The 25,442-nt window shown below is 69.7% G+C and carries 22 protein-coding genes and 3 tRNA genes; 16 read left to right on the top strand and 9 right to left on the bottom strand.

What is annotated here, in order from left to right; all coding sequences use genetic code 11:
* Positions 1 to 113: 113 nt before the first annotated feature.
* Entirely contained in the window at positions 114 to 1,196 is a 1,083-nt protein-coding gene (locus ACV4UX_RS07840; RefSeq protein ID WP_491592754.1) for an AbrB family transcriptional regulator, read from the bottom strand.
* A gap of 254 nt (positions 1,197 to 1,450) precedes the next feature.
* On the opposite strand from ACV4UX_RS07840, the gene ACV4UX_RS07835 reads away from it, so the two are divergent.
* The 3 genes from ACV4UX_RS07835 to ACV4UX_RS07825 all read left to right on the top strand — a co-directional run bounded on the left by ACV4UX_RS07835 (position 1,451) and on the right by ACV4UX_RS07825 (position 5,500).
* Positions 1,451 to 3,073, top strand: a complete 1,623-nt coding sequence (locus ACV4UX_RS07835; RefSeq protein ID WP_491592753.1) for a carboxylesterase/lipase family protein — start codon at positions 1,451 to 1,453, stop codon at positions 3,071 to 3,073.
* Between the two features lie 188 nt (positions 3,074 to 3,261).
* Positions 3,262 to 3,669, top strand: a complete 408-nt coding sequence (locus ACV4UX_RS07830) for a bacteriohemerythrin (protein WP_491592752.1) — start codon at positions 3,262 to 3,264, stop codon at positions 3,667 to 3,669.
* 4 nt (positions 3,670 to 3,673) lie between these two features.
* Positions 3,674 to 5,500, top strand: coding sequence for a methyl-accepting chemotaxis protein (locus tag ACV4UX_RS07825; RefSeq protein ID WP_491592751.1), 1,827 nt, complete (start codon positions 3,674 to 3,676; stop codon positions 5,498 to 5,500).
* Between the two features lie 133 nt (positions 5,501 to 5,633).
* On the opposite strand, the gene ACV4UX_RS07820 is transcribed toward ACV4UX_RS07825, so the two are convergent.
* Positions 5,634 to 6,347, bottom strand: coding sequence for a GntR family transcriptional regulator (locus tag ACV4UX_RS07820; RefSeq protein WP_491592750.1), 714 nt, complete (start codon positions 6,345 to 6,347; stop codon positions 5,634 to 5,636).
* A gap of 263 nt (positions 6,348 to 6,610) precedes the next feature.
* Here ACV4UX_RS07820 and ACV4UX_RS07815 point away from each other — a divergent pair, with 263 nt between their 5' ends.
* The 5 genes from ACV4UX_RS07815 to ACV4UX_RS07795 all read left to right on the top strand — a co-directional run bounded on the left by ACV4UX_RS07815 (position 6,611) and on the right by ACV4UX_RS07795 (position 11,971).
* Positions 6,611 to 7,621: an amino acid ABC transporter substrate-binding protein gene (locus tag ACV4UX_RS07815; RefSeq protein ID WP_491592749.1), complete on the top strand. Its 1,011-nt coding sequence runs from the start codon at positions 6,611 to 6,613 to the stop codon at positions 7,619 to 7,621.
* Positions 7,622 to 7,838: 217 nt separating this feature from the next.
* On the top strand, positions 7,839 to 9,212 hold the full coding sequence (locus ACV4UX_RS07810; RefSeq protein ID WP_491592748.1) for an amino acid ABC transporter permease: 1,374 nt from the start codon (positions 7,839 to 7,841) through the stop codon (positions 9,210 to 9,212).
* Entirely contained in the window at positions 9,213 to 10,301 is a 1,089-nt protein-coding gene (locus ACV4UX_RS07805; RefSeq protein ID WP_491592747.1) for an amino acid ABC transporter permease, read from the top strand.
* A 9-nt stretch (positions 10,302 to 10,310) separates the two neighbouring features.
* Positions 10,311 to 11,090, top strand: coding sequence for an amino acid ABC transporter ATP-binding protein (locus ACV4UX_RS07800; protein WP_491592746.1), 780 nt, complete (start codon positions 10,311 to 10,313; stop codon positions 11,088 to 11,090).
* 23 nt (positions 11,091 to 11,113) lie between these two features.
* A complete protein-coding gene (locus ACV4UX_RS07795) occupies positions 11,114 to 11,971 on the top strand; it encodes a glycerophosphodiester phosphodiesterase (protein ID WP_491592745.1) in 858 nt (285 codons plus the stop codon).
* A gap of 180 nt (positions 11,972 to 12,151) precedes the next feature.
* On the opposite strand, the gene ACV4UX_RS07790 is transcribed toward ACV4UX_RS07795, so the two are convergent.
* Entirely contained in the window at positions 12,152 to 13,093 is a 942-nt protein-coding gene (locus ACV4UX_RS07790; RefSeq protein WP_491592744.1) for a bifunctional riboflavin kinase/FAD synthetase, read from the bottom strand.
* A gap of 136 nt (positions 13,094 to 13,229) precedes the next feature.
* On the opposite strand from ACV4UX_RS07790, the gene ACV4UX_RS07785 reads away from it, so the two are divergent.
* Positions 13,230 to 13,316 (top strand) — tRNA-Leu (locus ACV4UX_RS07785).
* 485 nt (positions 13,317 to 13,801) lie between these two features.
* Here the strand turns inward: ACV4UX_RS07785 and ACV4UX_RS07780 are convergent.
* The 4 genes from ACV4UX_RS07780 to ACV4UX_RS07765 all read right to left on the bottom strand — a co-directional run bounded on the left by ACV4UX_RS07780 (position 13,802) and on the right by ACV4UX_RS07765 (position 16,117).
* Positions 13,802 to 14,668 (bottom strand): NgoMIV family type II restriction endonuclease, encoded by an 867-nt coding sequence (locus tag ACV4UX_RS07780; protein WP_491592743.1) that lies wholly within the window; start codon positions 14,666 to 14,668, stop codon positions 13,802 to 13,804.
* Positions 14,665 to 15,615 (bottom strand): DNA cytosine methyltransferase, encoded by a 951-nt coding sequence (locus ACV4UX_RS07775; RefSeq protein ID WP_491592742.1) that lies wholly within the window; start codon positions 15,613 to 15,615, stop codon positions 14,665 to 14,667. Before ACV4UX_RS07775 ends, ACV4UX_RS07780 begins: the two co-directional genes overlap by 4 nt.
* Positions 15,616 to 15,948: 333 nt before the next feature.
* Positions 15,949 to 16,026 (bottom strand) — tRNA-Glu (locus ACV4UX_RS07770).
* 17 nt (positions 16,027 to 16,043) lie between these two features.
* A tRNA-Gln gene (locus ACV4UX_RS07765) sits at positions 16,044 to 16,117 on the bottom strand.
* A gap of 82 nt (positions 16,118 to 16,199) precedes the next feature.
* Here ACV4UX_RS07765 and ACV4UX_RS07760 point away from each other — a divergent pair.
* A complete protein-coding gene (locus ACV4UX_RS07760; protein ID WP_491592741.1) occupies positions 16,200 to 17,051 on the top strand; it encodes a septal ring lytic transglycosylase RlpA family protein in 852 nt (283 codons plus the stop codon).
* A gap of 465 nt (positions 17,052 to 17,516) precedes the next feature.
* Here the strand turns inward: ACV4UX_RS07760 and ACV4UX_RS07755 are convergent, their stop codons facing one another.
* Positions 17,517 to 17,822, bottom strand: a complete 306-nt coding sequence (locus tag ACV4UX_RS07755) for an integration host factor subunit alpha (RefSeq protein WP_173086256.1) — start codon at positions 17,820 to 17,822, stop codon at positions 17,517 to 17,519.
* Between the two features lie 22 nt (positions 17,823 to 17,844).
* Entirely contained in the window at positions 17,845 to 18,267 is a 423-nt protein-coding gene (locus ACV4UX_RS07750; RefSeq protein ID WP_491592740.1) for an HIT family protein, read from the bottom strand.
* Between the two features lie 159 nt (positions 18,268 to 18,426).
* On the opposite strand from ACV4UX_RS07750, the gene ACV4UX_RS07745 reads away from it, so the two are divergent.
* From ACV4UX_RS07745 to rlmN, 6 genes are all read left to right on the top strand, one after another.
* A complete protein-coding gene (locus tag ACV4UX_RS07745) occupies positions 18,427 to 19,395 on the top strand; it encodes an elongator complex protein 3 (RefSeq protein ID WP_491592739.1) in 969 nt (322 codons plus the stop codon).
* Positions 19,379 to 20,521: an amidohydrolase family protein gene (locus tag ACV4UX_RS07740; protein WP_491592738.1), complete on the top strand. Its 1,143-nt coding sequence runs from the start codon at positions 19,379 to 19,381 to the stop codon at positions 20,519 to 20,521. The genes ACV4UX_RS07745 and ACV4UX_RS07740 overlap by 17 nt, the downstream gene beginning before the upstream one ends.
* 67 nt (positions 20,522 to 20,588) lie before the next feature.
* A complete protein-coding gene (locus ACV4UX_RS07735) occupies positions 20,589 to 21,521 on the top strand; it encodes an aspartate carbamoyltransferase catalytic subunit (RefSeq protein WP_491592737.1) in 933 nt (310 codons plus the stop codon).
* A 4-nt stretch (positions 21,522 to 21,525) separates the two neighbouring features.
* Positions 21,526 to 22,806 carry a dihydroorotase gene (locus ACV4UX_RS07730; protein ID WP_491592736.1) on the top strand — a complete coding sequence of 427 codons (1,281 nt, stop codon included), beginning with the start codon at positions 21,526 to 21,528 and terminating at the stop codon, positions 22,804 to 22,806.
* A gap of 16 nt (positions 22,807 to 22,822) precedes the next feature.
* Entirely contained in the window at positions 22,823 to 24,148 is a 1,326-nt protein-coding gene (locus ACV4UX_RS07725; protein ID WP_491592735.1) for an HD domain-containing protein, read from the top strand.
* Positions 24,145 to 25,245: a dual-specificity RNA methyltransferase RlmN gene (gene rlmN / locus ACV4UX_RS07720; protein ID WP_491592734.1), complete on the top strand. Its 1,101-nt coding sequence runs from the start codon at positions 24,145 to 24,147 to the stop codon at positions 25,243 to 25,245. The genes ACV4UX_RS07725 and rlmN overlap by 4 nt, the downstream gene beginning before the upstream one ends.
* The last annotated feature ends 197 nt before the right edge of the window (positions 25,246 to 25,442 follow it).

Below are 25,442 nucleotides of genomic sequence, written 5' to 3'. Positions count from 1 at the left end.
CTTTTTCCCTGCGCCTTGCCAGCGAGTTTTTTGAACAGGCTGCAAGAATCGATTTTTCAACGTGGTGTTAGCAGCCCGTTGGAAATCCCCGCCGGACAAGGAACGATGCGCCTTTACGGGCAGCTGTCGCCCCCGCCCTCGGGCGAGGCCGCGCGGCAGACCAGGCGCGCCACCAGGGGGCCTGCCAGCACCACGGCGAAGAGCCGCAGGGTCTGCACGGCCAGCACGAAGGGCACGTCGGCGCGGCTGCCCACGGCGATAACGGCCACGGAGTCCAGTCCGCCCGGACTGGTGGCCAGGTAGGCCGTGAGGGGGTCCACGCCCAGCGCCGCGTTGAGAAACCACGCCGACAGGACGCACAGCCCGATGAGCGTGGCCGTGGCCCCCAGGAGCGCCGGGATGGCCCGCAACGCGTGGCGCACCGACTCGGGCGTGAAGCGCAGCCCGATGGACCAGCCCAGGCCCGCGTAGGCCACGGCCAAGAGCCACGGCGGCAGAGCCAGGTGCGCCGCCCCAGTGGCGTTGAGCAGGGCGGCGGCCGTCATGGGCAGGAGCATGGCCCCGGCCGGGATGCGCAGCCGCCTGCCCAGCCAGCAGCCCCCGCCGATCACCCCCAGCGCGGCCAGGAGCGCCCCGTCCGGCGCCGCAAAGCCGAAATCCAGGAGCGGCTGGGGATTGGCGGACGCACTGGCCGCCCCCAGGAGCAGCCGCGACACCCCCGAGGCCGTGAGCACCACCACGAAGAGGCGCAGGTACTGGGTGAAGGCCACCAGGCGCACGTCGGCCCCGTAGTCGGCGGCCAGGGCGGTCATGGCGGCCGCTCCGCCGGGGGAGAAGCCCCAGGCGGCGGTGTTGGGGGGGAGAAGCCGCCAGCGCTCCAGGGCGGCGGCCACCAGCGCGCCGGAGGCCACCGTGCCGGCCACCACCAGGAGCATGGCCCACCAGGCCTCAAGCGCCGTGGCCAGGATGGAGGCCGTCACCGCCGTGCCCACCTGGCAGCCCACCACGGCCTGGGCCGCCAGAAAGCCCCAGCCCGGCACGCGCACGCCCGCGCCGCGCAGCCCGAAAGCCACGGCCGCCAGCATGGGGCCAAGGAGCATGGCCGCCGGGAAGGCGGCCCACTTCAGGGCCAGGGCCAGGGGCAGCGAGACCCCCGCCAGGGCGGCCCATTGCCAGGGATGGGAGCGTGAAGACATGGGGACGGTTCCTGCGGCGCGCCCTCGGGCGGGCGCTCCGCAGCCCCCGTTACACCGGGCCCGGCCCGGCGGCAAGGCGCGGCCGGGCCGCCCGGCGGCACGCGACAGCGCCCGCTGCCCCCCGACCGGCGCGTTCCGGCCAGGGTGCGCCGCCCTTGCGCGGAGGAAGGCTACGCCACGCCCCCTGCCGCCGCGTCCTCTTGCGTGCGCGGCGACGATGGGTCACGGTGTCGGGGAAGACAGGAGGACGGCGCATGGCCAGACTGCTCGCGGGAATCCTGGCGGCCCTGGCCGCCCTGTGCTGCCCGGGCTGCACCGGCCCGGAGCCCGGCCCCGATCCCGCCGTATTGGCCGTGGAGTCCGGCCCGATCCTGCGGGAGGCGTCGGGCGCATACCTGGGCATCCCCTACGCCCGGCCCCCCGTGGGCGAGCGGCGCTTCCGGCCTCCCGCGCCGCCCGACCCCTGGACCGAGCCCCGCCGCTTCGACGCCTTCGGCCCCGCCTGCCCCCAGGCCGACCCCGACGGCCCCGCCTCCGAGGACTGCCTGACGCTCAACGTCTGGACCCCGGCCCGCTCCCCGTCCGAGCGCCTGCCGGTGCTGGTGTTCCTGCACGGCGGGGCCTTCAAGGCCGGGGCCTCGGCCTGGGAGGTGCACCACGGCGCGGCGCTCTCGGAGGAGGGTCTGGTGGTGGTCACGGTCAACTACCGCCTGGGCCTTCTGGGCTGGATGGCCCACCCGCTGCTGTCGGCGGAGTCGCCCTGGGGGGTGTCGGGCAACTACGGTCTCCTGGACCAGATGGCCGCCCTGGGCTGGGTGCGGCGCAACATCGCGGCCTTCGGGGGCGACCCGGTCAACGTGACGGTGGCCGGGCAGTCGGCGGGGGCGGAGTGTGTGGCCCTGCTGCTGGCGTGTCCGCGCGCGGCGGGACTCTTCGACAAGGCCGTGCTCCAGAGCCCGGCCCTGCCCGGCTCGCTGCGGGGCCTACGCGAGCCGCGCTTCGGCGCGTCCACGGCCGAGGCCCTGGGCCTGCGCGCTGCGGCGCTCACGGGCGCGGACCGTGCCGCAGACCCCCTGGCGGCCCTGCGCGCCCTGCCCCCCGAGGCCCTGGTCCAGGCCGACGAGACCCTGGAGCACGAGATGGGGCTCGATCTGGCTCGCATCGCGGCCGGTCCTGCGGTGGACGGCCTGATCCTGCCGGACCACCCCCTGGCGCTCTTCCGGGCGGGGCGCTTCCACAAGGTCCCTGTGCTCACGGGGATCACGGCCGACGAGGGAACGGTTTTCGCGCCGCTTTACGGGGACGCCGGGCGCGACCCAGAGGCCCTGGCCCGGCTGGCCCGGGAGTTCTTCGGGCCGGACGCGGACGCGGCCCTGGCCGCCCTGGAGGAGCAGGGGCGCACGGACCCGTGGCGGGGGGTCTCGCGGCTCCTCCATGCGCGCTGGTTCGAGGCCTTCGCGCGCTTCCTGGCTGCCCAGGCGGCCCGGAGCGGGCAGCCCGCGTGGTTCTACCGCTACGCCAGACGCCTTCCCGAGGCCCCCGGTCGCATCCTGGCCGAGGACTCGGGGGCCGCAGGCGTGGAGGGCGAACGCCTGGGCGTGCCCCACGGAGCGGAGCTGTTCGCGCTCTCGGGGCTCACCCCCTGGTGGATGGGCTTCGACGACGCGGACCGCGCCCAGGCCCGGGCGTTGCGCGGCTTTTGGGCGCGCTTCGCGTCCACCGGTGACCCGGGCGGCGGGATCGCGGCGCGCTGGCCGCGTTTTGACCCGGCCGCGCCCCGCGCCCTGGAGTTCGGGGCGCAAGTCCGCGCCGTGGACCTGCCCGCCGACCCGCTGCTGGAGAGCGTCCTCCGGAGCTGGGACGCACGGGAACGCTGAGCGGTCCGGGGTCGGAAGAAACGCCTGCCCGGGTGGAGAGCTGCGCAGCGGGCAAAGAGTCGGCGCGCCTTCCATGTGGGAATGAAGCTCCCCGGCGGAGGAATCCTTCACAACCGGACGGATCGACTTTACAACTCACTTCGTGACGCATAGGACGGAATGAACAAGCCCCCCCAAGGAGATTCCGCATGAGCATGCTGGCCTGGAACGACCGTCTCGCCGTGAACATCAAGGAGATCGACGACCAGCACAAGAAGCTGGTGGACATGATCAACAAGCTCCACGACGCCATGAAGGGCGGCAAGGCCGACACCGTGGTCCTGGGCATCGTGGACGAGATGAAGAAATACGCCGCCTCCCACTTCGCCACCGAGGAGCGGCACATGAAGGGCCACGCCTACCCCGAGTACGCCGCGCACAAGACCGAGCACGACAAGTTCGTGGCCAAGGTGCTCCAGGTGGAGGCGGACTGCAAGTCCGGCAAGTGCGCCATGTCCATGGACATCCTGAACTTCCTCTCCAACTGGCTGGTGAACCACATCAAGGGAACCGACAAGAAGTACGGCCCCTACCTCAACGCGCGGGGCGTGAAGTAGGGCCATGCCTTCCCCAGGCGTACTCGCATCCCGGACGGCCGTCGCGGCGGCCGTCCTGTCGGCGGCGGCGGCTTCGGCCCCCTGGGCCGGACTCCCTCCCTGGGCGGGCGCGGCGGCCGGGCTGGCCGCGGCGGGCCTGGCCGGGGCGGCGGCCCTGTGGGCCTCGCGCGGCGAGAACCTGCTCCTGGACCGCGTCCGCCAGCTGGCGGGCATCGCCCCGGACGAGGCCGTGCAGGACCCCGTGGAGGCCGCCGCGCGCCGCTCCCGGGAGGACCGGGAGGCCCGCGAGCGCGCCCTGAGCCTGCTGGAGAGCTTCCCCTTCCCGGTGATGACCCTCACCCGGGCCGGAGCCCTGCGCTGGATGAACCGCTCCATGGCCGGGGTGCTGGGCACGCCCGCGCCCGCGCGCGGCGCGGCCATGGACCCCCTGTTCTTCGCGTCCACCTCGGCCGGCGGGTGGGAGGCCCTGCGCCGCGACGCCCGGACGGAGGATCTGCTGCGCTTCAACCGGGGCGAGGCGTTCTTCCTCTTCCAGTGCGTGGTTCAGGAGGTGGGCGAGAACGAGGACCGCTGGCTCGTGATGCTCGTGGACATGACCTCCTCCAACATGGACGCCGAGCGCCTGGCGGCCCAGCGGGCCGAAATCCGCCAGCTGGCCCACAAGATCCGCGGCACCACGGCCCGCCTGGAGCAGGACGCCCGCGCCATCAGCGAGACCCTGCAGCGGCTGGTGGACACCATGGCCGACTCCCAGGGCCAGGCGCGCCAGGTCTCCTGCGCCATGCAGGAGATGACCGACAACGTGCGCGTTGTGGCCACCGTGGCCGCCCAGTCCCACGCCACCTCCTCCGAGGCCGAGGGCAGCGCCCGCGAAGGCATGGAAGAGGTGCGCCACACCGCCCAGGTGACGCGCAAGGTGGTGGACTCCTACGCGGGGCTCCAGTCCATCATGACCCAGCTGGTGGAGCGCGGCGGACGCATCCGCAACGTGACGCAGATCATCTCCGACATCGCGGACCAGACCAACCTCCTGGCGCTCAACGCGGCCATCGAGGCCGCCCGGGCCGGGGAGTCCGGACGGGGTTTCGCGGTGGTGGCCGACGAGGTGCGCAAGCTGGCCGAGAAGACCCTGGCCGCCACCCGCGAGGTGCACGAGGCCGTGGGCGCCATCGACGCAAGCTCCCACGAGGCCCTCGAAGCCATGAACGCCACCAAGGGCGACATCGAGAACGCCTCGGAACTCGTCCACGACGTGGAGGAGCGCTTCTCCGCCATCGCCAAGGCCATGGTGGACACCTCCCAGGCCATCGGGGACATCGCCCGGCGCGCCGAGAGCCAGTGCGCCTCCAGCTTCGAGATCAACATGTGCGCCATGAACGTCACGGACAACTCGGAGGAGGTCACCGAGACCGTGGGCGAGACCAGCCGGGAGCTCAAGGCCCTGGTGGAAGAGGCCGCCAACGTGCGCGACCTGGCCGGACGCTACCTGGACGGCGGCGGCGACGAGAGCGAACACCGCGCCCACGACCGCATCTACGTGAAGGCCTACGCCTCCCGCCTGACCTGCCGCGTGGACCTTGGCGGCCGCCCGGCCCTGGGGGAGGTGCTCGACGTGAGCCCCGGCGGCGTCCGGCTGCGCCTGCTGGAAGAGGCCCAGCCCCGCGAGGGCGGACGCGCCGCGCTTGCGGCCTGCTCCTGCAAGGGCGATCTGGGCCTGGACGGCCGCGCCGGGGTGGTGCGCTGGTGCTCGGGCAGGGACGTGGGCCTGGAGTTCGACACCCCCCTGCCACACTCCGCCGGACGCCTCCAGGCCCTGGTGGCTCAGAGGTAGCGCGCGGACGCGGAGGAGTTGCCCCGCCTGCCGGACGGTCCGGACCGGGGCCAGCCGGGCGCCCTCCCCGCCGGGACGACGCGCGCGGCCTGGCGGCCCGCCAGGCCCGGCGTCTTGGCCGCGCGGGCCGCGCTCACTCCTCGCGCACGCGCAGCTCGATGGCGTCGAAGCGCCAGGATTCGTGCTCCACGGTGACCACCTGGCCCGCGCCGTCGGTCTTCACGCGGCGGATGTACAGCCCTGGCGAGCCCCGGGGCACGTCCAGCTCCGCGCAGACCCCTGCCGGAAGGAACTCCGGGCGCACCAGAAGATCGGTCTGCGCCAGGGCGACGCCGTAGTCCTCGGCGGCCACCTGGGTCATGGCCCGGTCGCGGATGCGGGGCACGATGCCCTCCAGGCGTCCGGCGTGCAGGAAGTTGCGCACGTAGGCCACCTTCTGCCCGTCCAGAAAGAAGACGTTCTCCACCTCGTACACCCGGGTCCGGGCCGGGAAGAGCCCGGGACCGCAGCCCTCGTGGTCCGCCTCCAGGCGCAGCTCGCCCCGGTCCACGGTGGTCCACCGGGCCGCGCGGCCCTGGGCTGCGGCCAGGCGGGCGAAGTTCACGTGGCGCGCGGGGTTGTGGGTCAGGCGCGCGGGCGTGACGTACCAGCCCCGCCGGTCCAGCCGGTGGATGCGCCCCTCCTTCTGGAGTTGCGAGAGGGCGTGGCGCACCGTGTTGCGGTTCATGCCCGTGCGGGCGCACAGGGCGCGCTCGCTGGGCAGCCGGTCGCCGGGGCGCAACGCGCCGGACGCCAGCTCCGCAACGATGAGCTCGCGCACGGCCTGGTAGAATTTCGGTTTGTCCATGGGGCCTCTGGGTTTGGGCTGCGCCGTGGCTATGACGCGAAAAGGTCACGGTGTCATCACCGTTTCGATGCGTCGGCCCGGAAAATCTGGTTTAACCCAATTGCCAGCGCGTGGTCATCCATGTATGGGCATGGACACGCCGGAAGCGCGGCCCCACGGGCCTCGCAGCCCTCCGGCGCGGGCTGGTCATGCGCGGCGCGGACACGGCAACCCCTCCCTGGTCCGCGCGCGGGGAGCACCGAGAGGGACGCAGGAGAGCCTCCATGCAACTGACCCGTTTCTGTCTCGCAGGCCTTCTCACCCTGGCCCTGGCCGCCACGGCCACGGCGGGAACCCTGCAGAACGTGAAGAAAGACGGCTTCCTCAAGTGCGGGACCCACGTGGAAAACCCCGGCTTCTCGGCCCTGGACGACAAGGGCCAGCGCATCGGCTTCGACATCGACTTCATGCGCGCCGTGGCAGCCGCCGCCAACGTGCCCGAGATCAAGTACGTGCCCCTCAACTCCAAGGAGCGCATCCCGGCCCTGCAGTCGGGAGAGATCGACCTGCTCGTGCGCACCACCACCCAGACCATGAACCGCGACACCGCCCTGGGCCTGAGCTTCACCACCGTGACCCTCTACGACGGCCAGGGCTTCATGGTGCGCAAATCCTCGGGCGTGAAAAGCGCCAAGGACCTGAACGGCGCGGCCATCGGCATGGAGACCGGCTCCACCACCGAACTCAACGTGGCCGACTTCTTCCGCAAGAACGGCATGAACTACAAGCCCGTGGTCTTCGAGAAGCAGCCCGACGTGCGCAAGGCCTACGACGAGGGCCGCTGCGACGCCCACACCACCGACATCTCCGGCCTGGCCGCCCAGCGCTCCCTGATGAAGGACCCCGCCGAACACGTGATCCTCCCCGAGGTGATCTCCAAGGAGCCCCTCGGCCCCTTCGTGCGCAAGGACGACGCCCAGTGGACGGACATCGTGCGCTGGGTGGTCTGGCTGACCATCGCCGCCGAGGAATACGGCGTCACCCAGGCCAACGTGGAGGAGATGTTCGCCAGCAGCAAGGACCCCGAGGTGCAGCGCATGCTGGGCAAGACCGGAACCCTCTGGACCGACCTGGGCCTGGACCAGGGCGCGCCCGTGCGCGTGATCAAGGCCGTGGGCAACTACGGCGAGATCTTCGAGCGCAACCTGGGGCCCAAGACCCCCCTGCGCATGGAGCGCGGCCTGAACGCCCAGTGGACCAAGGGCGGCCTGCTCTACTCCCCGCCCTTCCGTTGATCGAGCGCCGCAGGACCGGTCGCCGCACCGGCTCCGAACGGACCCCCGCGCCGGGCCTGCCCCCGGCGCGGGACCTCGGGCGGCGAAGACCCAAGGGGGGAGGCCAGGCCCGCCCCTGGCGCGGCCCGCCCCGGCGTGCCATACCCCTTTCCGGACGCGCCAGGCCCGGCGCGCCGCCTCCCGAAATCCCAACCCAGGCCGGACGGCCGCCCAGACCATGAACCAACGCCCCGCCCCGCCGCAGGTCCCCTTCTGGCGCAGCCCCCAGGGCCGGGCCTGGTCCTTCCAGATCGCCATGCTCGCGGCCTTCCTCTGGCTGGTGGCGGCGGCCTGCTCCAACGTGCTGGCCAACCTGGAGAGCCGGGGCATCAGTTCCGGGTTCAAATTCCTGCGCAACGAGGCGGGCTTCCGCATCGGCGAAACCATGGGCGTGCCCCTGCCCGGCTGGGGCGTGCTGCTCATCCTGGCAGCCCTGGCCGCCGGGCTCGCGGCCTCCCGCCTGCTGGCCCGCAGGGCGCGGAGCACGCCCGGCCCCCGGGGCGACGCCTGGTTCGCGGCGGGCGTGCTGGCCTGCGCCGGGCTGCCCGCCCTGGCCTTCTGGCTCACCCGCGACGCCGTGGACGTGGTCCACTACTCCGAAACCTCCAGCTACGGGCTGGCCCTGGCCGTGGGGCTGCTGAACACGCTCAAGGTCACGCTCATCGGGTGCGTGGCTTCCACGTTCCTGGGCCTGCTGGTGGCCCTGGGCAGGCTCTCGCCCAACTGGCTTCTGCGCACGCTCTGCCGCTGGTATGTGGAGCTCAACCGCAACCTGCCGGTGCTGCTCCAGCTCTTCTTCTGGTATTTCATCGTACTCCAGCACCTGCCCGACGTGCGCAACTCCCTGAGCCTGGGCGAGTGGGCCTTCCTGAACAAGCGCGGGCTCTACGTGCCCGCCCTGATCCCCCTGGACGGGGCCTGGCCCTTCTGCGCGGCGGCGCTCGGGGCCCTGGCCGGGGCCGTGGTGCTGCGCAGGCGCTCGCGCCGCCTGCGCGACGAGACGGGCGCGCCCGGACGCTGGATCCTGCCCGGCATCTGTCTGTTTCTGGCCCTGCCCGGGCTGGCCTGGCTGGCCGCCGGACAGCCCTTCGCCCTGGAACTGCCCGCCCTGAAGGGCTTCAACTTCCAGGGCGGCACGGGGCTCTCGCCCGAGTTCACGGCCCTTGTGGTGGGGCTCACGGTGTACGTGTCGGCCTTCAACGCCGAGATCATCCGCTCGGGCATCCAGGCCGTGCCCAAGGGCCAGCGCGAGGCCGCCCGCGCCCTGGCCATGGGCGAGGGCCAGGTGCTGCGCCTGGTGGTGCTGCCCCAGGCCATGCGCGTCATCGTGCCGCCCATGACGAGCGAGTACCTGGCCATCGCCAAGTCCAGCTCCCTGGCCGTGGCCATCGGCTATCCCGATTTCGTCAGCGTGGGCGGCACGGTGCTCAACCAGTCCGGCCAGTCCATCGAGGTGGTGGGCATCTGGATGGGGGTGTACCTGGCCATCTCCCTGGTCATTTCCCTCGGCATGAACCTCTACAACCGCAAGGTCGCCCTGGTGGAGCGCTAGATGGCCCGCGACATCCCCGACAGGCCCCCGCCGCGTCTGGAGACCGGCATCACGGGCTGGATCCTGCGCAACCTGCTCTGGCCCTGGTACAACGCCCTGCTCACGGCCCTGTCGCTCCTCGTGGCGTGGTCGGCCCTGAAGCCCTTCTGGAACTGGGCCGCGGCCAACGCCACCCTCACCCTGGACCCGGCCGTGGCCAGGCAGCACACCGGCGCGGCCTGGGGCTACATCCGCGACACCTGGCCCATCTTCATGACCGGCATCTACCCCGCCGAGGAACGCTGGCGGCCCCTGGCGGCCCTGCTGCTGGTGCTGGCCCTGGCGGGGCTCAGCCTTCTGCCCCGCCTGCGCCGGGGCCGGGCGCTGCGCCTGGCGTGGCTGGCCTCGCCCCTGGCTGTGTTCGCCCTGATCCACGGTGGCGGCTTCACGGGGCTGCCCGCCGTGGAGACCCATTACTGGGGCGGGCTGATGCTCACGGTGCTCCTCTCGGTGGCGGCCATGGCGGCTGCCTTCCCCCTGAGCGTGCTCCTGGCCCTGGGGCGCGCCTCGAAGCTGCCCTTGGCCCGGCCCTTCTGCGTGGCCTACATCGAGGTGGTGCGCGGCGTGCCGCTCATCACCATCCTCTTCATGGCCTCGGTGGTGCTGCCGCTCTTCCTGCCCTCGGACGTTAAGCTCGACAAGGTGATGCGCGCCACGGTGGGCATCACGCTCTTCTTCGCGGCGTATCTTGCCGAGAACATCCGGGGCGGGCTCCAGGGCATCCCCAAGGGCCAGTACGAGGCCGCCGACGCCCTGGGCATGGGCTACTGGAAGAAGATGACCGTGGTCATCCTGCCCCAGGCCTTGCGCATCGTCATTCCGCCCATGGTGAACAACTTCATCGCCATCCTCAAGGACACGTCCCTGGTGGGCATCGTGGGCCTCATGGACCTGTTGCAGATCGCCTTCGCCACCACGTCGAGCCCCAAGTGGTTCGGCCGCCTGGAGGAGGCCAACGTCTTCATCGCCTTCTGGTACTGGGTGCTCTGCTACGGCATGTCCAGTTTCAGCGCCCGCCTGGAACGCAAGATCCCCTCGGCGGACAGATAGGGGCCAGCCATGACCACGGACCAAGAATTCATCCCCCCCCACCTGGCCCAGGCCCCCCTGGCCATCGACATCCGGGGCCTCAACAAGTGGTACGGCAGCTTCCACGCCCTCAAGGACATCCACCTGCGGGTGCGCCAGGGCGAGAAGATGGTGGTGTGCGGCCCCTCGGGCTCGGGCAAGTCCACGCTCATCCGCACGGTGAACCGCCTGGAGGAGCACCAGGAGGGCGACATCGTGGTCAACGGCGAGCGCCTCACCAACGACGTGCGCCAGATCGAGCGCGTGCGCCGCGAGACGGGCATGGTGTTCCAGCAGTTCAACCTCTTCCCGCACATGACCATCCTGGACAACGTGGTCTGCGGCCCGGTGCACGTGCGCAACATGCCGCGCGCAAAGGCCGTTGCGCTGGCCATGGGCTACCTGGAGCGCGTGGGCATCGCCGAGCAGGCCGAAAAGTTCCCGGGACAGCTTTCGGGCGGGCAGCAGCAGCGCGTGGCCATCGCCCGCGCCCTGGCCATGCAGCCCCGGATCATGCTCTTCGACGAGCCCACCTCCGCCCTGGACCCGGAAATGATCAAGGAAGTGCTCGACGTGATGCGCGAACTGGCCGCCCAGGGCATGACCATGGTCTGCGTCACCCACGAGATGGGCTTCGCCCGCGAGGCCGCCGACACCATGGTGTTCATGGACAAGGGCCAGATCGTGGAGCGCGCCCCCGTGCGGGAGTTCTTCACCGCGCCGCGCGAGGAGCGCTGCCGCCAGTTCCTGGACCAGGTCCTCAACCGCTGAGCCGCGCCGCCCGGAGATCCCCCTTGCCACCCCTCACGCTCTTCCACGCCGCGCCCCTGATCTGGGCGCACCGGGGCGGCCGCTCCCTGGCCGCCGAGAACACCCTGCGCGCCCTGCGCCTGGGCCGGGCGGCGGGCGCCCACGGCTGCGAGATCGACGTGCAGCTCACGCGCGACGCCCGTGTGATCGTCCTGCACGACCTGAACCTCCTGCGCACCACCAACGCGGGCGCCCACCCCCGTTTCGCCTCCGGCCCCCCGGCCCTGCCCTGGCTGCACACGCTCGAAGACATCCGCGCCCTCTGCGCCGACGTGTTCCCGCGCCGCAAGTGCGCCGGGCCGCGCCACCACAAGCCCTGGCGGGAGCTGCCCGACCCCTGCCCCGAGGACGTGCGCGTGCCCACCCTGGCCCAGGCCCTGCGCCTGGCGCGGGAGCTTGGCATGTGGCTCAACGTGGAGATCAAGGACATGGCCCGCGCGGCCCCGCCGGAGCTGGCCGGGCGCGTGGTGGAGCTTGTGCTGGAGGAGGTGTCCGCCGAGGGCATGGAGGACCGGGTGATCGTCTCCTCCTTCAGCGCGGCCTGCGTGCTGCGCAGCAAGGAGCTGGCCCCCGGGGTGCTGGCGGCGCTGCTCACCCCGCACGGATTCCGGGGCGACGCGGCGAGCGCCCTGCTCGCTGTGAAGGCCGACGCCTGGCATCCGGGGCATCGCGGCCTGGAGCGGGACGCCGTGCGCGCCGCCCTGGACGCCGGATACGGGGTGAACCCCTACACGGTGAACGACGCCTCCGACATGCTCCGCCTGGCGGAATGGGGCGTAACGGGCATCGTCACGGACAGGCCCCAGGACGCTCCCCGTTTCGCGGCCCGGCCCAAGTCCTGAAGGCCCGGCCCTGGCGTCCCCCGGGGAAGGTGTCCCGGGCCTCCCGCGCGTCCCCGCCTGCCGGAGCGCGCCGCTCGTGGTGCGCCCTCAAAATCCGTCCCTGCGGATTTTCAAGATAACCAGACAAAACCATTCATTTAAATCATGAAAAACATCTTCATGTTTTTCATAAGCGCGCCGCTAGAGCGCGGCTTCGGGCTCGGCGAGGATGCGCTTGGCCAGGCGGATGTCCTCGGCGATGCGGGCCTTGAGCTCCTCGACGCCGGGGAACTTGCGCTCGCCGCGCAGGCGCTGGACGAAGTGGAGGTCCACGGTCTTGCCGTAGAGGTCGCCTGAGTAGTCGAAGATGTGGGCCTCGGTGCTCAGCTGGTTGCCGCCGAAGGTGGGATTGATGCCGATGTTGGCCACGCCGGCCCAGGCCTGATCGCCCCGGGAGACCCACACGGCGTAGACGCCCGAGCGGGGCAGGAGCTGGTCCTGGGTTTTGACGTTGGCGGTGGGGAAGCCCAGGAGCTTGCCGCCCCGGTCGGCCCCGTGGATCACCTCGCCGCGCACCTTGTGGCAGCGGCCCAGCAGGGGCTTGGCGTCCCAGACGTCGCCCGCCTGGAGCATGTCGCGCACGCGGGTGGAGCTCACCACCGCGCCGTCGTGGAGCACGGGGTCCAGGCGCTCCACCAGGTAGCCCATGGCGCGCCCCAGGGCGGAGAGGGTTTCGTAGTCGCCGCGCCGCCCTTTCCCGAAGGCCCAGTCGTGCCCGACGATAAGTTCGCGCATGCCCAGGTCGCGCACGAGGCAGTCGCGCACGAAGTCCTCCGGCTCCAGGGAGGCGAAGGCGCGGGTGAAGGGCAGCACAAGGCAGGCCTCGATGCCCGTGTCGGCGATGAGTTCCAGCTTCACGTCGGGCGCGGTGAGGCGCGGCGGGTCGTTCTTGCCGGTGAGCACGCTGCGCGGGTGCGGCTCGAAGGTGACGGCCAGGCTGACCACGTTGAGGGCCCTGGCCCTGTCGCGGGTGCGGGCGAGGAGCTTCTGGTGCGCCAGGTGCACGCCGTCGAAGTTGCCGATGGTGAGACAGGAGCCGTTGAGGACTCCTTCGAGTTCGTCGAAGGTGCGGGCTACGATCATGGGGTATCCGGTGGGCCGGTTTGGCGAAAAGCTAGGTAGCGCAAAGCGCGGGGGCCATCAACCGGGGAAAATTCGCTGCGGGACGAAAAAACGCTTGCCAAGGGGACGGCCCGCGTATAGATACACGTCTCCCGACGCCGAAGTGGTGGAATTGGTAGACACGCCAGGTTCAGGGTCTGGTGGGGGCAACTCCGTGGAGGTTCGAGTCCTCTCTTCGGCACCAAAAGCATAAGGCCGGACAGCAATGTCCGGCCTTTTTGCATTGGCGCGCGGTGCGTCCCGCCTGGCGCGTCCCTCCCGGAGGGGCGCTTTGCATCGTCCGGCTGGCCGACCACGTTCCCCGCGCGCTTTGGCCTGGTCCTCACTTCGACGTTGAGAGACCTGTCGGCAGAAGCAGGCTGGATCAGACCGTCCGACTGCGACCCGGGGCCTTGCTCCACACCTTCCACACGGTCCCGGCAGGCGTCGCGTATGGTCCTTTGTAGTTCATGACCGACGGGGCCGCGTGCTTGAACCGGGGTCAAGGCATCGTCGGGGATCGGCACGGGCTCCGCGCCGGGTATGGGCTCTGTGTCGCTGACGTCGAAGACGACGTTGCTAGGCGATCAGTGCCGGAACTTGCGCGCGAAACTGTCCAAGAAACCCTGGACCGCTACACCCTTCCCTTACTCCCATGACTCACCAGAAGTTCGCCGCAATATTGGCCACTCACACGGCCAAGTCCAGCGGCAGGTCTGAAATGTCCTTCAATCGGTTGCCCTTGACTATTACCGCCAGTAAGTCGGCCGCGTCATCCATGTCGAGAACCTTCAAAGTTGCTTGCAGCTCGTACAGGGCGAAGTGATACACGCAGTCAATGTCCCCGGTACCCAGGGCGATAGAAGCCAGGCGGCTCGGTGTCGGCTCGGCCGTGACGACCACGATATGAGGCAGACGACCTTTGCGGTTTCGTACCAAGTTCAATGCTTCCGACCTGGCGTTTTGCGCCCTGTCGCTACGGATCGTCCACTTGCAGGAAATGCTTGCGTGCAGCAAAGGTAGACCGTTGTTTTTCTTCCGCAGACTGGCAAGCGTGGTCACGCTGTCATCGACCAGGCATGCCGGAGCATTGATTACGCTGTCGTCCTCAGTGTCGCGCACCACGACAATATCCGGCGTGATGGTGTAGTCGCTTCCCAGGACGGCGGCCAGTTCGGCATCGGCTTTGGCGGCCCGGTCAAGAGCGACCAGGTGTCCATATTGTTCATATCGGGCGATTTCAAGGCGGTTGCGGCCGGAAACTTGATGAACGTCCCAGGTTCCGGGGCGCAGATGACCCAGCTTGAGGAAGGTTTCCCGCACGAAGGTGGCGCAGATGCCCTCGAACTGGTTGCCAGAAGTCTGCCCCGCGATCCGTTCCCCGATAGTCTCGGTTTTGAGTAGGTCGGCAATGCCCCTCGCGATTGCCTTGCTCGTCTTGTTGCTGCTGTCGGCATTGCTGACCACCCCTATGCTATTGATGGTCAAGGTTGATGCGAGCAACGCGGCATGGAACGCCTTGCGGGCTTCTGCGAAGTCGGAGGGAGTAACCATCATGCCACCTTGAAAATACGTCTCACGGCCAGAGCCGCAAATATTTGGCGGCCCACGGCAGCTGCGACCGGTGGCGGAAAAGCGTTACCGATCTGACGGTAGGCGGCCGTCTTCCGGCCAGAGAACTGCCAGTCATCCGGGAAGCCCTGAATCCGGGCTGTCATGCGCGGTGTCAGACGCGGCATGCCAGCGAAGTCACGCGGAGGTGCATCGTCCCACAGCCCCATCCCATCGACGCCCAGAGCTGCCCAGGCCTTTTTTGCGCGGGTAGGGCCAAGGTCGGGACCACCGTGCTTCTTCGAGCCGCCAACCAGAGTGGGGGCAATGGTATTGGCCTTGCCACGCCATCGGTCAGCGCCCCTCCAGCCGTTGGCCTTCATGAGTTCGTGCAGCAGTTCGCCCACAGTCGGCGGCTCCACCTTGAGCGCTTCTGGCCAGGAGAACCCGGCGGCCAAGTCTTTGCGAATGCCAACGAACACCACTCGCGGCCGAAGCTGGGATACTCCATAGTCAGATGCATTGAGCAGTCGCCAGCCTGGCACATAGCCCAGCTTCTTGAGTTGCATTTCGAACTTGTTGCGATAGTTATCAAAGACGGCATCAAGCAGGCCGCGTACGTTTTCAAGCATCACTGCTTGCGGTCGACACTCATCGACCATACGGATTGCCTCGGGGAACAGGTCGCGCTCATCATCCGCGCCAAGCTGCTTGCCTGCCTTGGAGAACGGAGGGCACGGGACGCCGCCTGCCACTAGGTCGATGCCCTTGTAAGGGAGGCCGCTGAACAGGCGCAAGTCGCCCTGAATGACGTTCCAGGTCGGGCGATTGAGTCGAAGCGTTGCACACGCGGTCGGCTCCAATTCGATCAAGGCCTCGTGTTCGAACCCCGCCATTTCGAGGCCAAGACCCTGACCTCCCGCCCCCGCACATATTTCCAGCGAATTGAACATGACATCTCCCACAATCAACCCGGCTTAGAAAATAGCCGCACTGGGTTTGGAGAACAACATCAAAATCCGATTTATCGGAGAATGACGGTAGCCCGTTCAGTCGCCTGGTGAGATGGTCCCGTTGGTTGGACAGCTTGGCGGCGTTTCTAAGCTAAAGTCCGGTTGATTGTCATGCCGCCTTCTGGGAGGCCGCTCCTTCCTGGTAGACAGCAAGGGCGTGGAGTTCAAAAAAGAGAAGCCGCCGGGTAGGCTCCGACGGCTTCGACTCTATCCACGGCCTATATCCAAGGCTAAGAAAAAAGGAGCCTACTTTCGTAAGCTCCTGATTTTCTTTGGCGTCCCCAAGGGGATTTGAACCCCTGTTATCGGCGTGAAAGGCCGGTGTCCTGGACCAGGCTAGACGATGGGGACGCGCTGTAAAAGAACGTTGGCTGGGGGACTAGGATTCGAACCTAGGTTGATGGAGTCAGAGTCCATAGTCCTGCCGCTAGACGATCCCCCAGCGCGGAAGCGTGTTCTTAGGAGGGAATCGTCTCGCTGTCAAGCATCTTGCGCGAAAAAATCTTGCGCGTATTCTTTGGGCCATGATCCGCGCACTGCTGGCACTTCTGGCCGCCGCCGCGCTCCTTGCCGGATGCTCGGCCACTGGGCCGCGTCCGGCCTCCAAGGGCACGTTCCGCCCCTACTCCATCGGCGGCAAGACCTACCATCCCCTCTACAACGCCCAGGGTTACCGCGAGGAGGGCTACGCCTCCTGGTACGAGCCCGGCTGGTTTTCCGGCAAGACCACCGCCAACGGCGAACGCCTCGACCCCGACGCCCTCACCTGCGCCCACAAGATCCTGCCCATGAACACCCTCGTGCGCGTGCGCAACCTCGACAACGGCCGCGAGGCCACCCTGCGCGTCAACGACCGGGGCCCCTTCGTGGCCGGGCGCTGCCTGGACCTCACCGAGGCCGGGGCCAAGGCCCTGGGCTTCCACGGCAGGGGCAAGGCCCGCGTGGCCCTCTCCGTGGACGGCCCCCCGTCCAACGTCCCGGCCGGAGCGCCCCCGGCGGCAGCCCCAGGGGCCTCCACCTCCGGGACCGTCCCACCAGCGTCCACGGCCTGGCCGCCCCCTGCGCAGACGCCCGCCTCCACGGCCTGGCAGCCCACCGCGCAGGCTCAGGCGGCCTCCCAGCCGTCTCAGCTTGTGCTCTCAGGCCCCTTCCGCGTCCAGGTGGGGGTGTTCGCCGTGCGCGAGAACGCCCGCGCCCTGGCCGGAAACCTCGTTCGCATGGGCTACCCGGGCTCCACCGTCCAGGAGGCGGATCAGGCGGGCGTGCGCGTCTGGCGCGTCCAGGCGGGGGACTTCGCCACCCTCGACGAGGCCATGGCCGCCCAGGACAGGCTGGCCGCACGCTTCCCCGGCGCGTTCGTGGTGGCGGCGCCCTGAGGGGGCGCCCCTTCCGCCAGGGAGAACCGAAGCCCCCCCGGATCGAACCCGGGACGGGTTCCAACGCAGCCCGAAGCCTGCCGGCCCGACTCCGACGCTACCCGGCGGGGGAGCGCCGCGCCCTGTGCCCCGCGCCAGCCGACCGCAGTCGCGCCGCGCCAGACGGATTGAGCCAGGCGGATCGCGCCGGGGGCCTCAACGCATGCCCTGCGTCGTCACTCCAACAGACAACAACAGGACTCGACCGACGAATCCCCTCCGCGCAGCCCCGTGAGACCTTGGCCGCGAAGCCGTTGCGCAGGAGGGGATTGCAGGCAACGCGCCCGGCGGCAGGTTGTGGAAAGATGCGCGGGCCGTACGCCCGGCGCGCGGAAGCCCGCCCGGTCCTCGCGAGGCCCGGGGCGGGGAGGGACACGCAACCGCAACGCCCCGTCCGTCCCGGAGCGGGACGGGCGGGGACACGGCCTAGAGCACTTCGTCGGGGTTGAGCTCGGCGCGGAACTTGCGCGAAAGCCGGAACACCACCACCTTGCGCGGCGGCAGGACGATGGTGTCGCTGGTCTGGGGGTTGCGGCCCTTGCGGGCGCGCTTGTCGTAGGCGTCGAACTTGCCGAAGCCCGAGATGAGCAGGGAGTTGTCCCGCTTGACGGCCTGCTTCATGATCTCCAGCAGGCTGTCCACCAGGTCCTTCACTTCGGCCCGGTTCTTCTCGGTCTTCTCGTAGATGTAATCGACGATGTCGGCTTTGGTCAGGGTCTTGCCGTTGTTCATGGCGCTCTCCGGGGATCGGGAATTAGGTGCGGATATGGCCGGCGATGGCCCTTGCCGTCGTGTTCATTTCCTCGGTGTCCGCGTAGCCTTTCTGGGGCCAGAGGGTCAGGCCGTCGTCCTCGAAGCGCGGAATCAGGTGCCAGTGGGCGTGGAAGACCAGTTGCCCGGCGGCCCTGCCGTTGTTCATGCCCAGGTTCATGCCCTGGGCGCCCAGCCCCTCCTTGAGCCCCCGGCCCACACGCTGTATCGCGTCCAGAAGCTCGGGCGCGAGCGCGGGGGGCAGGGCCCACACGTCCTCGAAGTGCTCCTTGGGAATCACGAGCACGTGCCCCTTGTTCACGGGGGCGATGTCCAGGAAGGCGAGCACGGAGCCGGTCTCGTAGACCTTGCTGCACGGGATCTCGCCCTTGACGATTTTGCAGAAGATGCAGTCCTGTTGCGACATGGCGTTCCTCGCGGCGGCCAGGTGGTCCGGCGCGCCAAGGCTTTATAAGCATTTGCTAGCGCGGGAGATTTTTTTTTGCAAGCAGGAAATGAAATTGACGGACCCGGAGCACGGATTCTGCGCTTCGCCCTCCCGGCGCCCCCGCGCTCCGCAAGGCCCGTGCTCCCGGTGTTCCTGCCCTGGGCAGGGTGCGCCGGACGCTGCACTTTCTGCGCCCAGGACCTCCAGACCGGAAAGCCCGGGCTCGATCTCCCGGGCGCGCTGGATGCCATGGACCGGGCGCTCTCGGCCGCCTTACCCGTCCGCCCCCTGGAACCGGCCTTCTACGGCGGCTCCTTCACCGCCCTGGCCCCTGGCTGGCGGCGCAGGTTCCTGGAGCTGGCCGCGGAACACCGTGCTGCGGGGCGCGTCGCGGGGGTGCGCTGCTCCACCCGGCCGGACGCCGTTTCCCCCGCGCTCCTGCGGGAACTGGCAGGGCAGGGGCTGGACACCGTGGAGCTGGGCGTGCAGACTTTCCACGACGGAGCCCTCCGGAGCGCCCGGCGCGGTCACGGGGCGGAGCGATCCCGTGAGGCCTGCCGGGAGGTAAAGGACGCCGGGCTCCGCCTGGGCGTGCACCTGCTGCCGGGACTGCCCGGCGTGACGCCCGGGGTCTTCGCGCGCGACGTGGAGATCACGCTCTCCCTGCGTCCGGACTTCGTGCGCCTGCACCCCCTGCTGGTGCTGGCGGGCTCGGGCCTGGAGGCCCCCTGGCGCGCCGGGCTCGTGGCCCCTTGGAACCTCGAGCAGACCGTGGAGGCCCTGGCCCGGGCCTGCCGGGATTTCTGGCGCGCGGGCGTTCCCGTGGCCCGCCTGGGGCTGGCCCAGGAGCCTTCCCTCGAGGCCGCCGTGCTGGCCGGGCCGCGCCACCCCGCCCTGGGGACCATGGTGCGCGCCCGCGCACTCTTCGAGCACGCGCGCGAGCTGCTGGCCGGACGCCTGATCCACGCCCTCGCTGCCCCTGCGCGCGCCTCGGGCGAGTTCTGGGGCCACGCGGGAGGCCTGGAGGAGGCCTGGCGCGGCCTTGGCCTGAGCCGGGAGAACGTACGCTTCGAAGACAGGGAGGATGTGCTTGTCCACTGCCGCTGAAACCCCACCGCGCCGCCACGCCCTGCGCGCCCGCCTGGTGGCCTCGCCCGCTCCCGGGGGGGGCTTCGTCGAGGACGGCGCCGTGATCGTGAACGGCCCGCGCATCGAGGCCTGCGGCCCCTGGCGGGAGCTGCGCGCCCAGGCCCCGCCGGACGTGCGCGACCTGGGGGACGCTCCCCTCCTGCCCGGGCTCGTCAACGCCCACACCCATCTGGAGCTTTCCCACCTGGGCCTGCCCCCCTTCCGGGGCCTGGGATTCCTTGAGTGGGTGCGCTGGCTCATCGCCCAGCCCCTGAACGGCGCGTCCGACGGGGACCTGGACCGCGCCTGCGCCGCCCTGGCCGCCTCGGGCGCGGCCGCGGCAGCCGACGTCGCCACGCGCAGGCCCCTGGACACGCACAAGGCCCTTGCGCGGGCGGGGCTCGAACACGTGGTCCAGTTCGAGCGCTTCGGCTGCCTGGAGGAGCCTCCCCTGCCACCGGTTCCAGCGCCGCACCTGGCCCTGGCGGGCCACGCCCTGGGCTCCACCTGTCCGGAGTTCCTCCGGCGCGCCCACGCCTGGGACAAGGCCCGGGGCCGGGCCTTCTCCATCCACCTGGCCGAGCACGAGGGCGAGACGGACCTCCTGGCCGGGGGCGACGGCCCCTACGCCCGCTTCATGCGCGAGCGCGTGCTCCCCGAAGGCTTCGAGCCCCCCCGCGCCAGCCCCGTGGCCCGCGCCCGCGACCTGGGCGTCCTGGACGCCTCCACCCTGGCGGTGCACCGCGTGCACCTCTCCGGGGAGGACATCGCCGTCCTGCGCGCCAGCGGCGCCACGGCCTGCCTCTGCCCGCGCTCCAACGCCGTGATCGGCGTGGGCCGCGCCCCCGCCCGGGCTCTCCTGGACGCGGGCGTGCCCTGCTGCCTGGGTACGGACTCCCTGGCCTCCAGCCCGGATCTGGACCTCTTCGCCGAACTGCGCGCCCTGCTGGAATGCACCCCGCTTTCGGCCCCCGAGGCCCTGGAGCTGCTGGCCGGGAACGCCGCCCGCGTCCTGGGCTTCGCGGACCTGGGAACACTGGCTCCTGGCGCGCTTGCGGCCTTTTCACGCATGCCCTTGGACATCCTGGAGGCCCTGGGCGATTGACTCCGGCTCGCTCCCTGTGGAAAATGGAAAGAGCGCCCTGGCTCGACACCCCCACCCGAGGAGCACTATGTCCTGGCCCTACAAGGATCTTCTGGATGTCACCCAGCTCGCCAAGGCCGACGCCCTGGCGATTCTCAACGCAGCCGCGTCCTTCCAGGAGATCAACTCCCGGCCCGTGAAGAAAGTCCCCATCCTCAAGGGCAAGTCCGTGGTGCTCTTCTTCGCGGAGGCCTCCACGCGCACCAAGACCAGCTTCGACGTGGCGGGCAAGCGTCTCTCGGCGGACACCTTCGCCCTGCAGAAGGCCGGGAGTTCCCTCTCCAAGGGTGAATCGCTCAAGGACACGGTGCTCACGCTCCAGGCCATGGCCCCCGACGCCATCGTCATGCGCCACAACGCCTCGGGCGCGGCGGCCTTCATCGCCCAGCGCCTGGACTGCGCCGTGATCAACGCCGGCGACGGCTGGCACGCCCACCCGACCCAGGCCCTGCTGGACGCCTTCACCCTCACGCGGCGCTGGGGCTCCCTGGAGGGGCGCACCGTGCTCATCCTGGGCGACATCGCCCACAGCCGCGTGGCGCGCTCCAACATCCATCTGCTGCGCCTGCTGGGGGCCAACGTGCGCCTGTGCGGTCCGCGCACGCTCCTGCCCCACGCCGCCGGAGCCCTGGGCGCGCCCGTGTTCTCCAGCCTCGACGAGGCCGTGCGCGGCGTCGACGCCGTGATGTGCCTGCGCCTCCAGCTGGAACGCCAGCAGGCGGGCCTGTTGCCCGACCTGCGCGAATACTCCAGGCGCTTCGGCATGACCCAGGCACGACTGGCAAAGGCCGCGCGCAACGCCGTGGTGCTCCACCCAGGCCCCATCAACCGGGGCCTGGAGATCGCCTCCGACCTGGCCGACGCCCCCGAAAGCCTCATCCTGGACCAGGTGGCCTCCGGCGTGGCCGTGCGCATGGCCCTCTTGCACCTCTACATCACCCGCAAGGAACCCAAGGAGTAAGCCCGTGTCCCAAGCCGAACTCGTGGTGCGCTCCGCCCTGCCCGCCCTGGACCCTGAGAACCCCGTGGACCTCTTCGTGGCCAAGGGCCGCGTGCTGGGGCTCCACCCCACCGGGACCCACCCCGCCCCCGAAGGCGCGAAGGTGCACGACGCCCAGGGCCTCGTTCTGCTGCCCGGCCTCACCGACGTGCACGCCCACCTGCGCGAGCCCGGCCAGGAGTGGAAGGAGACCATCGCCACAGGCCTGGCCGCCGCCGCCAAGGGCGGCTTCGTCAACGTGTTCTGCATGGCCAACACCGACCCTGTGAACGACAAGGCCTCGGTGACGGAATTCATGCTGGACAAGGCCCTCAAGGCCCACCCGCGCGGCCCCAGGCTCTTCCCCGTGGGCGCGCTCACCGTGGGCCTGGACGGCAGGGAATTGGCCCCCCTGGAGGAGCTGAAGGCCGCCGGATGCCGCGCCTTCTCCAACGACGGCCGCCCCGTGGCCGACTCCGAACTGTTCCGGCGCGCCATGGAATACGCGTCGGACCTGGGCGTGCCCGTCATCGACCACTGCGAAGACCCCTTCCTGGCCCCTCACGCGGGCATCAACGAGGGCGCGGTGAGCGCCCGCCTGGGCCTGCGCGGCGCGCCCACGGCCGGAGAGGCCATCCAGGTCGCGCGCGACTGCCTGCTTGCCCAGTACCTGGGCGTGCCCGTGCACCTGGCCCATGTGAGCTGTCGCCAGTCGGTGGAGATCATCCGCCGGGCCAAGGCCCAGGGCGCGCCCGTCACGGCCGAGACGTGCCCCCACTACCTGGCGCTCACGGAGGAGGCCTGCGAGGGCTACGACACCGCCGCCAAGGTCAACCCGCCCCTGCGCACCCGGGACGACCAGCTGGCCCTGCTGGCCGCCCTCGAAGACGGTACCATCGACGCCCTGGCCACCGACCACGCGCCCCACGCGGCCCACGAGAAGGAAACCCCTTTCGACGAGGCCCCCAACGGCATCTCCGGCTTCGAGACGGCCCTTTCCGTCACATGGGAGCTGGCCCAGCGCGGCGACCTTTCCACCCGCGCCCTGGTCTCGGCCTGGTGCGTGCGCCCGGCCGAAATCTTCGGGCTGCCCCTGAACCGCTTCCAGGAAGGCGACCCGGCCGACTTCCTCCTCTTCGACCCCAAGGCCCGCTGGAAGGTGACGCCCCAGGCGCTCGTCTCCAAAGGCAAGAACACCCCCCTCACGGGCAGGGAGCTGACCGGCGTGGTCAGGGCCTGCTTCGTGGCCGGGAAAAACGTCCTCTAATCCATCGGGAGACTCAATGAGCGATCCTTTCAAGGACGCGGTAGGCATCTGCAAGGCCATCATCCGCAACGGCTACGAGGCCTACGTCATCAACGCCAAGCTCCAGAAGACGCTGCTCGCCCAGTCCGGCCAGCCCGAGGTGGACATCTGCACCGACGCCACCTTCGACGAGCTCCTGAAGCTCTTCCCCAACGTCGCCCAGGAACAGGGCGAGGTGTTCGCCCGCCTGCGCGAGGGAGAGGCCCTCTTCAGCTTCTACCTCAACGCCGACTCCGGGGCCTCCCACCCCGAGGAGTGCCTCGTGCGGCTCACCCCGCGCCTGGCCCGCCGCCTCACCGAAACCGGCGAGATGCCCGCCAACCTCGCCTGCCCCTACCTGCCCCGCGCCCACGACCCCCACGACGGCTTCGCCGACTTCACCGAGGGCGTCATCCGCTTCAAGGGCATCCAGGACCAGACCCTCCGGCAGGACTACCTGCGCGCCGTGCGCGCCATGCGTTTTTCCGCCAACTTCGGCCTGCCCATCGGACCCAATTCCTGGATGGCCATCCTGCGCAACGGCCAGAACGTCCTGGACTACGTCTCCGTCTCCGACATCATGGACGAATGGCGCAAGGTCGAGGCCGAGAACATGCACGAGTTCGTGCGGCTGCTCTACGAATCCATGATCCTCCACCGCCTCCTGCCCGAGGTGGCCGCCCTGGCGCGCATCAAGCAGAAAAAGAACGACGCCGAGGAGGAGTCCGTCTTCGACCACACCCTCGCCGTCATGCGCCACTATCCCGAGGAGCTGCCCTACGACTGGTACGGTACCCTCGCCTGCCTCTTCCACGACGTGGGCAAGCTCCACACCGCCGAGATCGTGGAAGGCCACTGGCACTTCCACCAGCACCACCGCGTGGGCGCCAAGGTCGCCATGCGCCTGCTCTCCAGCCTGCGCCTGGACCACGACGAAGTTGACCTCGTGTGCTACCTCGTGCGCAACCACATGCGCTTCCACTTCATGCTCACCGACAAGGGAATCCGCCGCTTCAAGAGCCTGGACGAGTACCCGCGCATCATCGAGATGGCCCGCGCCGACATCAAGGCCCGTGGCGGCAACTACAAGGAATTCAACCACAACATGAAGATGCTCGACCGCGCGGACATTCGCGAGGAAGACCTCGAGCCCCTGCTCAACGGCAAGGAGATCATGACCATCCTGAACATCCCGCCCGGCCCCGCCGTGGGCCTCATCCGTCAGGCGCTCCTCCAGGCCCAGGTGGCGGGCGACGTGAACACCGTGGAGCAGGCCGTGGACTTCGTGCGCCGCCACTCCGCGCGCGAGCACTTCCAGGCATGAACCAGACCCCCCGGGAGCCCGGCCGGACAGACACCGCGCCGGGCCTTCCCTCCCCGTTCGAGCGCCCCAACCTCCTGGACCTGAGCTTCCATCAGCTGGAATCGTTCCTCGTGGAGCTGGGCGAAAAGCCCTTCCGCGCCCGCCAGGTCTGGCAGTGGCTCTGGCAGAAACGCCTGGGCTCCCCGCTGGAGATGACCAACCTCTCCAAGGACCTGCGCGCCCGACTGGCCGACGCAGCCGACATCCGCCTCCCCCAGGTGGCCCAGCGCCTGGAATCGCGCGACGGAACCGTCAAGTTCCTCCTGGAATTCGACCCCTCCACACGTGTGGAAACCGTGCTCATTCCCGAAAAGGACCACTACACCCAGTGCCTCTCCACCCAGGCCGGATGCGCCATGGCCTGCACCTTCTGCCGCACAGGAACCATGGGCCTCTCGCGAAACCTCACCCCTGGCGAGATCCTGGCCCAGATCCTTATCGCCCGCAACCACCTGCAGGATACGGCCAGCACCCTTCGCCCGCGCAACCTCGTGTTCATGGGCATGGGCGAGCCCCTGATGAACTACAACAATCTCCTGCAAGCGCTGGAATCGCTGCGCCACCCCCAGGGTCTTGACGTCTCCACGCGCCGCATGACCGTCTCCACCGTGGGCGTGGAACCAGGCATCCTGGACTTCGGGCGCACAGGCCTGGGCGCCCTGGCCGTCTCGCTCCACGCCCCCAACCAGGAACTGCGCGCGCAACTCATGCCCAAGGCCGCCCGCATGATGCCCCTGGACCGGCTCATGGACACCCTCGCCCGATATCCCCTCAAGCCCCGCGAACACGTCACCTTCGAGTACGTTCTCCTGGGCGGCGTCAACGACTCCCCGGCCCTCGCCCGAGACCTCGTGCGCCTGCTCTCCCACGTGAAAGGCAAGGTGAACCTCATCGCCTTCAACGAATCCCCTGGCATCCCCTTCCAGAGCCCCAGCCCCGAAGCCGTGGAGGCCTTCCAGAAAGTCCTCTGGGACAAAGGCGTCACCGTCACCCTGCGCAAAAGCAAAGGCCGCGACATCGCCGCCGCCTGCGGACAACTCGCCGCCCCCGACGCGTAGAACGGGCTGAGCAGGCCGAGCACCGACGGGGTGCAAGGATTGCTGGTAAAATAGCCTCCGGCGGCCAAAGGGCTGCGCCCTTTGGAATCCCTCTCCGCTTCGCGACGGCGTGCGATCCGGCAGGGATGAGCGGCCAGGCAATCGGAGAATATGCCTCCGGCGGCCAAAGGGCTACGCCCTTTGGAATCCCTCTCCGC

The sequence above is a fragment of the Fundidesulfovibrio sp. genome (assembly GCF_058402725.1).
This window is presented reverse-complemented; position numbering and strand designations above follow the sequence as displayed.

What these genes read in the sequence shown, in the direction of transcription:
- ACV4UX_RS07790 (WP_491592744.1), bottom strand. Translation starts at nt 13,093, where the DNA reads ATGATCGTAGCCCGCACCTTCGACGAACTCGAAGGAGTCCTCAACGGC.
- ACV4UX_RS07805 (WP_491592747.1), top strand. Translation starts at nt 9,213, where the DNA reads ATGGCCCGCGACATCCCCGACAGGCCCCCGCCGCGTCTGGAGACCGGC.
- ACV4UX_RS07725 (WP_491592735.1), top strand. Translation starts at nt 22,823, where the DNA reads ATGAGCGATCCTTTCAAGGACGCGGTAGGCATCTGCAAGGCCATCATC.
- ACV4UX_RS07800 (WP_491592746.1), top strand. Translation starts at nt 10,311, where the DNA reads ATGACCACGGACCAAGAATTCATCCCCCCCCACCTGGCCCAGGCCCCC.
- ACV4UX_RS07735 (WP_491592737.1), top strand. Translation starts at nt 20,589, where the DNA reads ATGTCCTGGCCCTACAAGGATCTTCTGGATGTCACCCAGCTCGCCAAG.
- ACV4UX_RS07825 (WP_491592751.1), top strand. Translation starts at nt 3,674, where the DNA reads ATGCCTTCCCCAGGCGTACTCGCATCCCGGACGGCCGTCGCGGCGGCC.
- ACV4UX_RS07810 (WP_491592748.1), top strand. Translation starts at nt 7,839, where the DNA reads ATGAACCAACGCCCCGCCCCGCCGCAGGTCCCCTTCTGGCGCAGCCCC.
- ACV4UX_RS07840 (WP_491592754.1), bottom strand. Translation starts at nt 1,196, where the DNA reads ATGTCTTCACGCTCCCATCCCTGGCAATGGGCCGCCCTGGCGGGGGTC.
- ACV4UX_RS07775 (WP_491592742.1), bottom strand. Translation starts at nt 15,615, where the DNA reads ATGTTCAATTCGCTGGAAATATGTGCGGGGGCGGGAGGTCAGGGTCTT.
- ACV4UX_RS07835 (WP_491592753.1), top strand. Translation starts at nt 1,451, where the DNA reads ATGGCCAGACTGCTCGCGGGAATCCTGGCGGCCCTGGCCGCCCTGTGC.
- ACV4UX_RS07755 (WP_173086256.1), bottom strand. Translation starts at nt 17,822, where the DNA reads ATGAACAACGGCAAGACCCTGACCAAAGCCGACATCGTCGATTACATC.
- ACV4UX_RS07760 (WP_491592741.1), top strand. Translation starts at nt 16,200, where the DNA reads ATGATCCGCGCACTGCTGGCACTTCTGGCCGCCGCCGCGCTCCTTGCC.
- ACV4UX_RS07750 (WP_491592740.1), bottom strand. Translation starts at nt 18,267, where the DNA reads ATGTCGCAACAGGACTGCATCTTCTGCAAAATCGTCAAGGGCGAGATC.
- ACV4UX_RS07830 (WP_491592752.1), top strand. Translation starts at nt 3,262, where the DNA reads ATGAGCATGCTGGCCTGGAACGACCGTCTCGCCGTGAACATCAAGGAG.
- ACV4UX_RS07815 (WP_491592749.1), top strand. Translation starts at nt 6,611, where the DNA reads ATGCAACTGACCCGTTTCTGTCTCGCAGGCCTTCTCACCCTGGCCCTG.
- rlmN (WP_491592734.1), top strand. Translation starts at nt 24,145, where the DNA reads ATGAACCAGACCCCCCGGGAGCCCGGCCGGACAGACACCGCGCCGGGC.
- ACV4UX_RS07820 (WP_491592750.1), bottom strand. Translation starts at nt 6,347, where the DNA reads ATGGACAAACCGAAATTCTACCAGGCCGTGCGCGAGCTCATCGTTGCG.
- ACV4UX_RS07780 (WP_491592743.1), bottom strand. Translation starts at nt 14,668, where the DNA reads ATGATGGTTACTCCCTCCGACTTCGCAGAAGCCCGCAAGGCGTTCCAT.